The sequence below is a fragment of the Rhizobium sp. BK661 genome, assembly GCF_024808825.1.
Classification (GTDB): domain Bacteria; phylum Pseudomonadota; class Alphaproteobacteria; order Rhizobiales; family Rhizobiaceae; genus Rhizobium.
The window spans coordinates 225,743-237,720 of sequence record NZ_JANTYT010000002.1 but is presented as its reverse complement, the minus strand read 5'-3'; the positions used below and the strand labels follow the sequence as shown (position 1 = coordinate 237,720).

The following is an 11,978-nucleotide window of genomic DNA, read 5'->3' as shown; positions in this document are numbered from 1 at the left end:
CTATGAGCGCAACGGTCGAATTCGCGAAGATGAACGGGCTTGGCAACAAGATCCTCGTCGTTGACATGCGCGGTCGTGCCGACAAGGTGACGCCGGCCGCGGCGATCGCGCTGAATGCCGCACCCGACACGCAGTTCGACCAGATCATGGCGATCCACGATCCGAAAGCAGCGGGCACGGATGCCTGGATTGATATCCTGAACTCCGACGGCTCGAAGGCACAAGCCTGCGGCAACGGCACGCGCTGCGTCGTACAGGCGCTTGCTTCGGAAACCGGCAAGAAGGTTTTCACGTTCCAGACGGTGGCCGGCATCCTCAATGCCGTCGAGCATGATGATGGGACGATCTCCGTCGATATGGGCAAGCCGGTCTTCGAGTGGGATAAGATTCCGCTTGCCGAAGAATTCCATGATACCAGCCGCATCGAGCTGCAGATCGGGCCGATCGACAACCCGGTCCTGCATTCGCCTTCCGTCGCCTCGATGGGCAATCCGCATGCGATCTTCTGGATCGACCGCGATCCGATGTCGTTCGATCTCGGCCGCTTTGGACCGCTGCTTGAAAACCATCCGATGTTCCCGGAGCGCGCCAATATCACGCTGGCGCAGGTGACCTCTCCCAGTTCGATTACGACGCGCACCTGGGAGCGGGGAGCGGGACTGACGCTTGCCTGTGGTTCTGCGGCCTGTGCGACGGCTGTTTCCGCCGCTCGCACCGGACGGACCGGACGCGAAGTGGCGGTGAAGGTCGCAAGCAGCCCAAATCAGGGCATACTCAACATCGAATGGCGCGAACGCGATGGCCACGTGATCATGACGGGGCCCGCCGAATGGGAATGGTCCGGCACGCTCGATCCGGCGACGGGTTCGTGGTCGCGCGATGCGGCGCCGGGAGCGGAAGCGCGGTGAGCGGCGTCGAAGTCATCACCTTCGGCTGTCGTCTGAATACCTACGAATCCGAAGTGATGCGGGCGGAGGCTGAAAAGGCCGGGCTCAACAATGCCATCCTCATCAATACCTGCGCCGTCACCGGTGAAGCCGTGCGTCAGGCTCGCCAGGCAATCCGTCGCGCGCGGCGCGACAATCCTCATGCCCGCATCATCGTGACAGGTTGCGCGGCCCAGACGGAGAAGGAAACCTTCGCCGACATGGCAGAGGTCGATGCCGTCCTTGGCAACGAGGAAAAACTGAAGAGCGCTTCCTATCGCGCTCTGCCGGATTTTGGTGTTTCGGCGGAAGAGAAGCTACGCGTCAACGACATCATGAGCGTGCGCCAGACAGCGCCGCAGATGGTCAAGCACATCGATGGTCACGTGCGGGCTTTCATCCAGGTCCAGAACGGCTGCGACCACCGCTGCACCTTCTGCATCATTCCCTATGGTCGGGGCAATTCGCGTTCGGTGCCAATGGGAGCGGTCGTCGACCAGGCGCGCAAGCTCGTCGAAAGCGGCTACCGCGAGATCGTTCTGACCGGGGTCGATGCGACCAGTTACGGCGCTGACCTACCCGGCGAACCGACGCTCGGGTTGCTCGCGAAGACGCTTCTGAAGCAGGTGCCCGATATTCGCCGCCTGCGGCTTTCGTCGATCGACAGCATCGAGGCGGACAAGCATCTGCTGGACCTGATCGCCGAGGAAGAGCGGTTCATGCCACATCTTCACCTTTCCCTGCAGCATGGTGACGACATGATCCTGAAGCGAATGAAGCGCCGCCATTCCAGCGCGGACGCCTTGGCCTTCGTCAACGACGTGCGCCGCCTGCGGCCTGAGATGAGCTTCGGCGCAGATATGATCGCCGGGTTCCCGACAGAGAGCGAAGAGATGTTCGCCAATGCCGAGCGGCTCGCGGAAAAGGCCGGTATCGCCCATCTTCACGTATTCCCGTACAGCCCACGGCCGGGGACGCCCGCCGCGCGGATGCCGCAGCTCGATCGCGCGCTGGTCAAGGAGCGGGCAGCGCGGCTTCGCGCCACTGGACATCGCCTGCATCAGTCCCATCTCGACGGAATGGTCGGAACGCGGCAATGGCTGCTGGTGGAAAACAACGGTTTGGCGCATACCGAGAACTTCACGCTTGTCGCAGCGGCCGGACTGGCGCCCCGAAGCTTCGTGCAGGCTGTGATCACCGGGCACAACGGCAAACACCTCGACATGCAATTGACGGCCGCCGACGCGGCCTGAGTTTACGGAATCCTCATGGCGTTCAATTTCATCAAAAAGGTCTTCACCTTCGGCCCAAAGCCGGAGGAAGAGCAGGCGCCGGAGCCGGTCGAGACGAAAGCAGTCGAGTCCGAACTGGAGCCGCACTCGCGTGAGGAAAATCTTCCTGTTGCCGCCGACCCCGTTCTGGCCGAGGAGATGGATACGGCTGGCGGTCCTGCCCAAGACGTAGGTGAGGACGCTCCGATCGAGGATCTAGCCGAGCAGGCCGAAGCGCTCGTGCCCGTCGAGGAAGACGTTTCCGAGGTCTTGCCGTCCGAGATGCAGGCGAGCGATATAGGTGTTGTGCCGCTGTCGCTGCTCGAGGCCGAAACCGAGGTCGTTACTCCCGCCGAAAGCGCGCCGGAAGAGGCGGTTGCTGTTGCTGCTTCCCTGCAGCCGGGAACCGGCGAGCAGGCAAAAGAGGACGACGTTGCGCAGGTAGTATACGCTGCCGAAACCGACGAGCCGGCCGCAGAGCTTGAAACGGACGCTGATGCTGAGCAGCAGCCCATCACGGATGAACTCTCTCCCGCCGATCAAGAGATATCTGCTCCGATCGAAGACGATGCCGTTTCCGATGATGCCTCGGCCGCGCCGGTTCTTCCAAAGGGATTTGCGACAGGTCCCGTGGCTTCCGAGGCAGCGCCTCTGGTTCCTGCTCCTAAACTTTCCTGGTTCCAGCGTCTGCGTGCCGGCCTTGCCCGCACGTCGTCGCAGCTCACCGGCCAGATCGCGGCGCTCTTCACCAAGCGCAAGCTCGACGACGAGACGCTGCAAGATCTCGAGGATCTGCTGATCCAGGCCGATCTCGGCGTCGAGACGGCGATGCGCGTCACCGATACGCTCGCCTCCGAGCGCTACGGCAAGGACGTCACCGGAGAGGATGTCAGCCGCATCATGGCAAGCGAGATCGCCAAAGTGCTGAAGCCTGTCGCCAAGCCGCTGCAGCTGGACCTCAGCCACAAGCCGCATGTCATCCTTGTCGTCGGCGTCAACGGTACTGGTAAGACCACGACGATCGGCAAGCTCGCGGCGAAGCTGTCGGGCGCCGGGCTGAAGGTCATGGTGGCAGCCGGCGACACGTTCCGCGCCGCTGCGATCGAACAGCTGAAGATCTGGGCCGATCGCACCAAGTCGGAGTTCATCGGCACCAAGCTCGGCGCGGATGCCGCAGGCCTCGCCTATGACGCTTTCGAGCAGGCCAAGGCGAAGAAGTGCGATGTGCTGATCATCGATACCGCCGGCCGTCTTCAGAACAAGGCGGAGCTGATGGCCGAACTTGAGAAGATCGTTCGCGTTCTCGGCAAGCTTGATCCGGACGCGCCGCATACGGTGCTGCAGACGCTCGACGCGACAACGGGGCAGAACGCGCTGTCGCAGGTCGAGATCTTCCGCAATGTCGCAGGCGTCAACGGGCTGATCATGACGAAGCTCGACGGCACGGCCCGCGGCGGTATCCTCGTGGCGATCTCCGCCAAGCACAAGCTACCAGTCTATTTCATCGGCGTCGGCGAAGGCGTCGATGATCTCGAGCCGTTCGAGGCCGAGGATTTCGCGCACGCCATTGCCGGGCTCGGCCAATAGTGCCACAGATATGCCGACAAACACGGGCAAGCGTCTCGTGTGACACAAACGGATTTGAGATAGAATGACGACAGAGAGCGATATCACCCCAAGCGCGGCCGACAGGCATCACCCGATGCTGAAACTGGCGCTGGAGCTTGGCCCGCTGCTGATCTTCTTCTTCGCCAACCTGCGCGGCGCGTGGCTGGTCGAGCGTTTTCCTGTTCTCTCGGAGCTTGGCGGACCGCTGTTCGTGGCAACGGCCCTTTTCATGGCCGCGACCGTGGTCTCGCTGATCGTTTCGAAGGTCGTGCTCGGGCACCTGCCGATCATGCCGTTCGTGTCGGGAATCGTGGTCGTTATCTTCGGATCGCTGTCGATCTACCTGCAGAACGAAACCTTCATCAAGATGAAGCCGACCATCGTCAACGCGCTCTTCGGCGTTTCGCTGCTTGGCGGCCTGGCTTTCGGCAAGTCGTTGCTCGGCTACGTCTTCAATGCGGCCTTCCAGCTCGATGCCGAGGGATGGCGCAAGCTGACGGTTCGCTGGGGCATCTTCTTCCTCTTTCTCGCAGTGCTGAACGAAGTCATCTGGCGCAATTTCTCCGATGACTTCTGGATCGCCTTCAAGGTTTGGGGAACGATGCCGATCACCATCATCTTCACGATGGCGCAGATGCCACTGATCATGAAGCACACGGTAACGCCGGCTGGAGAGGCCGAAAAGTGACGGTTGCAGAGGCGCAGACAAGGGTTCGCCATCAGACGTTCTGGTTCGCAGCCTGCCTACTGGTTCTGCTGGCGCAGGTGGTTGCCGAGTATCTGATGGGCCGCACGCCGATCTGCACCTGCGGCTATGTCAAGCTGTGGGAAGGCGTCGTCAAGTCGAGTGGCAATTCCCAGCACCTGTCGGACTGGTACACGCCGTCGCATATCATCCACGGGTTCATCTTCTACGGCGTGGCGCATCTCGTCCTGCGCGGAAAGCCGTTTGCGGCACGCCTGCTGTTGGCGCTGGTCATCGAGTCCGGCTGGGAGCTGTTGGAGAACTCGCCCATCATCATCGATCGCTACCGCTCGGCGACGATCTCGCTCGACTATTACGGCGACAGCATCATCAATTCAGCGATGGACACCGTGTTCATGGTTGTCGGCTTCATCTTCGCATCGCGCGCGCCGGTGGCGCTGACGGTGGCGATAGCGATCTTCTTCGAGCTTTTGACCGGCTACCTGATCCGCGACAACCTGACGCTCAACGTCTTGATGCTGGTCTGGCCCGTCGAGGCGGTCAAGACCTGGCAAAGCGCGATCTGATCAGGAAGCGGGCTTGCCAAGGGCCTTTGCCATAGCGGGCAACAGACCTTCCTTCAGGCTGATGTCGTCGAACGGGCCTACACGTTTGTATAGGATTGTGCCGTCAGGGGCGACGAGATAGCTTTCCGGAATTCCGTAGACACCCCAATCGATCGCGGCCTGCCCCTTGGGGTCGATGCCGATAGCGGCAAAGGGATTGCCGAGTTCGCCGAGGAAGCGAAGCGCGTTGTCGTTCTTGTCCTTGTAATTGATAGCAACCACGTTGAGGCGGCTGTCCTTCGCGAGTTCCCTCAGGATCGGATGCTCTTCACGACAGGGGATGCACCAGGAGGCGAAGACGTTGACGAGCGTCAGCTTGCCCTTAATCGCACGGTCGGTGAGGGCGGGCAGGTTGGCGCCTTCGAGCGGCGGCAGGTTCAGCGCCGGCGCCTTCGTGCCGATCAATGCCGAGGGGATTTCAGAGATATCCTTGCCATGGACATCCTGATCGTAAAGCATCTTGGCCGCAGTGCCGGCAATGACGGCAAAGACCGCCAACGGGATCAAGGCGACGGCATAGCGTCCGAACCTGCGCTTGGCGGGGTTCGTTTCAGGCGTGGGGCTCATTCGCCATCCTTTGCGCGCGCCGAGCGGCGGCGAATACCGGAAGCCTCAAGGGCTGCAAGTTCCTTACGGCGAGCGCGACCGTCGGCCCAGGTCCACAGCGTCACGGCTGCTGTCACAAGCGCTGCAAAGGCGTAGGAGCCGTAAACATAGAAAGCGTGTGTCATGGCTATCCCTCGCGGCTCGCGAGCCGGGCTACCATACGGCGTTGGGCGGCGACACGGCGACGCCAGATTTCGTTGCGCATGGCCATGATGTGCAGGGTGAAAAAGAGCGCGGTGAAAGCCACGGCCATCACCAGCAGCGGCCGCAGGAATTCCGGGTCGATGGCCGGGCCGTCGAGACGCAAAACGCTTGCGGACTGATGCAATGTGTTCCACCAGTCGACGGAGAACTTGATGATCGGGATGTTGACGAAGCCGACGAGGATCAGCACGGCGCTGACGCGTGCGGCCTTGGACGGCTCGTCGATTGCGCGATTGAGCGCGATAAGCCCGAGATACATCAGGAACAGAATGAAGACGGACGTTAGCCTTGCGTCCCATACCCACCACGTACCCCACATCGGCTTGCCCCAGAGAGAGCCGGTGACGAGGGCAATCAGCGTGAAGGCGGCGCCCAGCGGGGCTGCGGCCTTGGCCGATACATCCGCCAACGGGTGGCGCCAGACGAGCGTGCCGATCGCCGAGAGGCTCATGATCGTATAGCCCATCATGGAAAGCCAGGCGGCCGGGACGTGGATATACATGATGCGAACCGTCTCGCCCTGCTGATAGTCGCCTTCGGTCGTGAAGCTGAGATACAGCCCCACGATGAAACAGAGGGCCGTGAAAGCGGCCATCCAGGGAAGGATGCGTGCAGCCAGCGCCAGAAACCGCGTCGGGTTGGCGAGATCGCTGAATTTCGTGATGGCGAGGCTCGTTTCACTCATGCCGTTTCCTTACCGCGATATGCCTTCTGTCGCAATCGAGCGCTCCATCAATCCGACGTGTTGCGCAGCGCCAATGCCGCCGCGGCCGGGCCGATAGCGGCGAAGAACAGTGTTAGCGCGATCAGGATCAGAAACGGTGGCAGGAAGGGCGACGGTCCCTCGACCGCCGAATAAGTAGCGCTGACGCCGAAGATCAATACCGGAATGGTCAGTGGCAGGACCAGGATCGAGACCAACAGTCCGCCGCGCGGCAAGGCAACGGCGACGGCCGCGCCAACCGCGCCGATGAAGGTAATCGCCGGTGAACCGACCAGCAGTGTCAGCATCGTCGCGCCGATCGCCGTCTCGCTCATGTTCATGAACAGGCCAAGCAGCGGCGAGGCAATGACGAGCGGAAGGCTGGTGGCGATCCAGTGCGCCAGGCACTTGACCAACACCGTCAGGACGAGCGGGGTCTCCTGCATCAGCATGAGGTCGAGCGAGCCGTCGTCGCGTTCGGCCTGGAATAGCCGGTCGAGGCCGAGAAGTGCCGCAAGCAGAGCTCCGATCCAGACGATGGCCGGGCCGATACGGGACAACAATGCGAGATCGGGTCCGACACCAAAGGGAATGACCGCAACGACGGTCAGGAAGAAGAGGACGCCGACCAGCGCACCGCCGCCGGCGCGGATGGAGATCTTGAGGTCGCGCAGCAGAAGTGCGGTCATGCCCACACTCCTGATCCGGGATGAGCAAACCCCGTCATCCGCAGTTCCTGCACGCCTTCTAGGCCAAGGGGCTGGTGGGTCGCAGCAAGCACGATGCCGCCATTGCGCCGATGCGCTTCGATGAGCTCGGCAAAGAGGCGGTCGCCGCTTGTGTCGAGCGCCGCCGTCGGTTCATCGAGGATCCAGACCGGCCGGTAGGCGATCAGCAGCTTGGCGAAGGCAAAGCGCCTTTGCTGGCCAGCCGAGAGATAGCCGAAAGGAAGGTGGGTGATCCCTTCGAGCCCGACCGCGGCTGCGGCCTCATCGATGGAAACGGAGGGGCCGTGCATCTGTCCCAGAAAGCGGCGCCAGAACTCGAGGTTTTCAGCAACGGTCAGTTCGCTTTTCATCGCATTGCGGTGGCCGAGATAGTGACTGATTTCTCCAACGCGCTTGTGTGTGTCGCCATGCGAATCGGTAAAGCTCACCGTACCCCTTTCCTGACGGAGGAGACCGGCGACGACGCGCAGCAAAGTTGACTTTCCCGATCCATTTTTACCAGTCAAAACCAGCGCTTGGCCTGCTTCCAGGCCGAATGAAAGCCCCTCAAAAATCAGGTCTTCGCCCCGGCGCGCAGCCAGATTGGCAGCCTCAAGATGCATGACTTTTCCGTGGTTTAATTTTTCAGTCATCGCAATGCAAAAAAATCCGAAATGGGTCACGCACTCTCTGGCACCTTTCATAGAAATTATCTATAAGACCCGCAACCACGCCAGCGGTCGGCGTGAATTTCATCCTTGCGCCGAACATGGGCTTCGCTCCACGTGCGGACAGCGGAAATGGCCGTACCCGCATCCTGATGTGCATTACGTGCATAGGCGTCCGCACGATTGTGTTCGCTATCAGAAACGGGGTCTCTCGTGTCTAAATCTCTTGACAGCTTCAATTGTCGTTCCACGCTCACCGTGAACGGTAAGGACTACGTCTACTACAGCCTGCCCAAGGCTGAGGTGAATGGCCTTCCGGGCGTTTCGAAGCTTCCCTATTCGATGAAGGTTTTGCTCGAGAACCTGCTTCGCTTCGAAGACGGTCAGTCGGTGACGAAGGAACACATCCTTGCTGTGGCCGAATGGCTGAACAACAAGGGCGCTGTCGAAAACGAAATCGCCTATCGTCCAGCGCGCGTGCTGATGCAGGACTTCACGGGCGTTCCCGCCGTCGTCGACCTCGCCGCGATGCGCGACGCGATGGTGTCGCTCGGTGGCGACCCAGAGAAGATCAACCCGCTGGTTCCCGTCGACCTCGTCATCGACCACTCGGTTATCGTCGACGAATTCGGTACGCCGCAAGCATTTGCCAAGAACGTCGAGCTGGAATACCAGCGCAACGGCGAGCGCTACCGCTTCCTGAAGTGGGGCCAGCAGGCGTTCAAGAACTTCCGCGTCGTTCCTCCGGGCACCGGCATCTGTCACCAGGTCAACCTCGAATATCTCGGCCAGACCGTCTGGACCAAGGAAGAGGACGGCGAGACGATTGCTTATCCGGATACCTGCGTAGGTACTGACTCGCACACGACGATGATCAACGGTCTCGGCGTTCTCGGCTGGGGCGTCGGCGGCATCGAAGCGGAAGCTGCCATGCTCGGCCAGCCGGTCTCGATGCTTCTGCCTGAAGTCATCGGCTTCAAACTCACCGGCAAGCTCAAGGAAGGCGTCACCGCGACCGATCTCGTGCTGATGGTCGTGCAGATGCTGCGCAAGAAGGGCGTTGTCTCGAAGTTTGTTGAATTCTTCGGCCCTGGCATGGACAACATGCCGCTCGCCGACCGCGCGACGATCGGCAACATGGGTCCGGAATACGGCGCGACCTGCGGCTTCTTCCCGGTTGACGGCGAAACCATCAACTACCTCAACATGTCCGGCCGCAGTAAGGACCGTATCGCTCTCGTCGAAGCCTACTCAAAGGCACAGGGCATGTGGCGCGAAGGCGATGGTTCGGACCTCGTCTTCACAGATACGCTGGAACTCGACCTCGGCGACGTTGTGCCTGCCATGGCCGGCCCGAAGCGTCCTGAAGGCCGTATCCCGCTCGAAAACATCGCTTCCGGTTTCGCCGGCTCGATGGACACCGATTACAAGAAGCCCGGTCAGCTCTCCAACCGCTACGCGGTCGAAGGCACCGACTTCGATCTCGGCCATGGCGACGTTGCGATTGCCGCAATCACCTCTTGCACCAACACCTCCAACCCGTCGGTTCTCATCGCTGCCGGCCTTCTCGCTCGCAACGCTGTTGCCAAGGGCCTGAAGACGAAGCCTTGGGTCAAGACGTCGCTGGCGCCCGGATCGCAGGTGGTTGGCGAATACCTCGCGAAGTCCGGCCTCCAGGCGGACCTCGACAAGCTCGGCTTCAACCTCGTCGGCTTCGGCTGCACGACCTGCATCGGTAACTCCGGCCCGCTGCCCGCGCCCATCTCGAAGACGATCAACGACAAGGGTCTGATCGTTTCAGGCGTTCTGTCGGGCAACCGCAACTTCGAAGGCCGTATTTCGCCCGACGTTCAGGCGAACTACCTGGCATCCCCGCCGCTCGTCGTTGCCTACGCGCTCGCAGGCTCGGTCCAGAAGGACCTCACCAAGGAGCCGATTGGCGAAGACCAGAACGGCAAGCCTGTCTACCTCAAGGACATCTGGCCGACCTCGCACGAAGTGCAGGACTTCATCCAGAAGTACGTCACTCGCGAACTTTACGAAACGAAGTACGCCGACGTCTTCAAGGGTGATGAAAACTGGCAGGCCGTCAAAGTGCCGGCCGGACAGACCTACGCCTGGGATGACAAGTCGACCTACGTGCAGAACCCGCCCTACTTTGTGGGCATGGGCAAGACCGGCTCGGGTATTTCGGACATCAAGGGTGCTCGCGTTCTCGGCCTTTTCGGCGACAAGATCACCACCGACCACATTTCGCCTGCCGGTTCGATCAAGGCTGCGTCTCCGGCCGGTGCTTACCTACTCGAGAACAATGTCGGCGTCGCTGACTTCAACCAGTACGGCACGCGTCGCGGCAACCATGAAGTCATGATGCGTGGCACGTTCGCCAATATCCGTATCCGCAACCACATGCTCGGCCCGAACGGCAAGGAAGGTGGCTACACCATCCACTATCCGTCGAAGGAAGAGGAATCGATCTATGACGCGGCTATGCAGTATAAGGCCGAGGGCGTTCCGCTCGTCATCTTTGCTGGCGTCGAGTACGGCAACGGCTCGTCCCGCGACTGGGCAGCGAAGGGCACCAACCTGCTTGGCGTGAAGGCGGTCATTGCACAGTCCTTCGAGCGTATTCACCGCTCGAACCTGGTCGGAATGGGCGTCATCCCATTCGTCTTCGAAGAGGGCACGACCTGGGCAAGCCTCGGCCTGAAGGGCGACGAAATCGTCAGCATCGAGGGCCTTGAGAACATCAAGCCGCGCGAAAAGAAGATTGCCAAGATTACCTACGGCGACGGCACCGTGAAGGAAGTTCCGCTGTTGTCGCGCGTCGATACGCTCGACGAAGTGATCTACCTCAACAACGGCGGCATCCTGCAGACGGTTCTGCGCGATCTCGCTGCCTGATTGTTAACAGACTTCCATGACAATGACCGCCGGAAAGAGATTTCCGGCGGTTTTCGTTTGAACGCGAGGCGGTAAATTCGCGCTCACGACGATGTGTTTCAGCTTGACTTCCTCGAAGCCTGTCTCACCCGTTCGTGACTTTCCGTTTCGATCGAGAACCACTATCTCTACGCTCAGATATCGGAACCTGCGGCGAAACTCGGCGGCAGGTACTGAAGAAAAAGGTGCAGTGAATGTCCGCGAGGTTTTTGATTTCTGTGGTTGCAGCTGTGGCGCTTGCCGGCCCGCTTTTTGCCCAGGATGCGCCGAAAGGTGTGGTCGAACTCTTCACCTCGCAGGGATGCTCTTCGTGTCCTCCAGCTGATGCGGTTTTTCGCAAGATCGTCGAGGCTGGCGGGGTTATTGCGCTCGCCTATCACGTCGACTACTGGAATTACATGGGCTGGGCCGACACGCTGAGTTCGAAGGAAAACACGGAGCGGCAGTATGGCTACGCGCAGACGATGGGTCGCGCCAATGTCTATACGCCGCAGGTCATCATCAACGGCCGCGACCATGTGGCCGGCGCTGACCTCGGTGCGATCAACAAGAAGATCGACGGCTATGCAGCCGAAGGGATGGGCCTTTCCGTGCCGGTGAAGGCCGAGATGCGCGGCGACCAACTCGAGATCAAGATCGGGGCAGGGCAAGGCAAGGCCAATGTCGTCATGGTCTATTTCAACCGTGAGAAGACCATCGACGTCGAGAAGGGCGAGAACAGCGGCCAGAAGATTGCCTACCTGAACAGCGTTGCCGATGTGGAGACGGTCGGTATGTGGGAAGGCAAGGAAACAAGCTTGACGCTGCCGGCAAGCGTGATGCAGAAGCCGGACCTCGAGGGCTGCGCGATTCTACTTCAATCCTCCACCGCCGATGGCAATCCATCCGCGATTCTCGGAGCGACGGTCGTCATGGCCGGGAAGAACATCTAGCCGTTTCATCTGCTTCTGTGGATGGAAAACGGGGCGGCCCGGCTGATCGTATTCGGGGCTGGGGTTAAGGTCGATACGGTCAGCCGGGCCCTTTGGCGC

The 11,978-nt window shown here is 60.8% G+C and carries 12 protein-coding genes; 7 read left to right on the top strand and 5 right to left on the bottom strand.

The window, feature by feature from the left end:
* Positions 1-2 precede the first annotated feature (2 nt).
* The 5 genes from dapF to FHX16_RS07455 all read left to right on the top strand — a co-directional run bounded on the left by dapF (position 3) and on the right by FHX16_RS07455 (position 5,077).
* Positions 3-908 (top strand): diaminopimelate epimerase, encoded by a 906-nt coding sequence (gene dapF, locus FHX16_RS07475; protein ID WP_183755138.1) that lies wholly within the window; start codon positions 3-5, stop codon positions 906-908.
* Positions 905-2,179: a tRNA (N(6)-L-threonylcarbamoyladenosine(37)-C(2))-methylthiotransferase MtaB gene (gene mtaB / locus FHX16_RS07470; protein WP_259126894.1), complete on the top strand. Its 1,275-nt coding sequence runs from the start codon at positions 905-907 to the stop codon at positions 2,177-2,179. Before dapF ends, mtaB begins: the two co-directional genes overlap by 4 nt.
* Before the next feature lie 15 nt (positions 2,180-2,194).
* Positions 2,195-3,784, top strand: coding sequence for a signal recognition particle-docking protein FtsY (gene ftsY / locus FHX16_RS07465; protein ID WP_183863745.1), 1,590 nt, complete (start codon positions 2,195-2,197; stop codon positions 3,782-3,784).
* Between the two features lie 64 nt (positions 3,785-3,848).
* Positions 3,849-4,493: a septation protein A gene (locus FHX16_RS07460; RefSeq protein WP_183863744.1), complete on the top strand. Its 645-nt coding sequence runs from the start codon at positions 3,849-3,851 to the stop codon at positions 4,491-4,493.
* Positions 4,490-5,077 carry a DUF2585 domain-containing protein gene (locus tag FHX16_RS07455; protein ID WP_259126892.1) on the top strand — a complete coding sequence of 196 codons (588 nt, stop codon included), beginning with the start codon at positions 4,490-4,492 and terminating at the stop codon, positions 5,075-5,077. The genes FHX16_RS07460 and FHX16_RS07455 overlap by 4 nt, the downstream gene beginning before the upstream one ends.
* On the opposite strand, the gene FHX16_RS07450 is transcribed toward FHX16_RS07455, so the two are convergent.
* Genes FHX16_RS07450 through ccmA form a run of 5 tightly spaced genes read right to left on the bottom strand, consistent with a single transcriptional unit; the run spans position 5,078 to position 7,959 of the window.
* Positions 5,078-5,683: a DsbE family thiol:disulfide interchange protein gene (locus tag FHX16_RS07450; RefSeq protein WP_259126890.1), complete on the bottom strand. Its 606-nt coding sequence runs from the start codon at positions 5,681-5,683 to the stop codon at positions 5,078-5,080.
* On the bottom strand, positions 5,680-5,847 hold the full coding sequence (gene ccmD / locus FHX16_RS07445) for a heme exporter protein CcmD (RefSeq protein ID WP_183863741.1): 168 nt from the start codon (positions 5,845-5,847) through the stop codon (positions 5,680-5,682). The genes FHX16_RS07450 and ccmD overlap by 4 nt, the downstream gene beginning before the upstream one ends.
* Before the next feature lie 2 nt (positions 5,848-5,849).
* The gene (locus FHX16_RS07440) at positions 5,850-6,611 is read right to left on the bottom strand and encodes a heme ABC transporter permease (RefSeq protein WP_259126889.1); all 762 of its coding nucleotides are present in this window, start codon (positions 6,609-6,611) and stop codon (positions 5,850-5,852) included.
* Positions 6,612-6,658: 47 nt separating this feature from the next.
* Positions 6,659-7,318, bottom strand: a complete 660-nt coding sequence (ccmB, locus tag FHX16_RS07435; RefSeq protein ID WP_183863740.1) for a heme exporter protein CcmB — start codon at positions 7,316-7,318, stop codon at positions 6,659-6,661.
* The gene (gene ccmA / locus FHX16_RS07430) at positions 7,315-7,959 is read right to left on the bottom strand and encodes a heme ABC exporter ATP-binding protein CcmA (protein ID WP_183863739.1); all 645 of its coding nucleotides are present in this window, start codon (positions 7,957-7,959) and stop codon (positions 7,315-7,317) included. The genes ccmB and ccmA overlap by 4 nt, the downstream gene beginning before the upstream one ends.
* A gap of 258 nt (positions 7,960-8,217) precedes the next feature.
* Between ccmA and acnA the strand changes: the two genes are divergently transcribed.
* Together acnA and FHX16_RS07420 are read left to right on the top strand one after the other, a co-directional pair.
* A complete protein-coding gene (acnA, locus tag FHX16_RS07425) occupies positions 8,218-10,908 on the top strand; it encodes an aconitate hydratase AcnA (protein ID WP_183863738.1) in 2,691 nt (896 codons plus the stop codon).
* A 233-nt stretch (positions 10,909-11,141) separates the two neighbouring features.
* Positions 11,142-11,879: a thioredoxin family protein gene (locus FHX16_RS07420; protein WP_183863737.1), complete on the top strand. Its 738-nt coding sequence runs from the start codon at positions 11,142-11,144 to the stop codon at positions 11,877-11,879.
* Positions 11,880-11,978 lie beyond the last annotated feature (99 nt).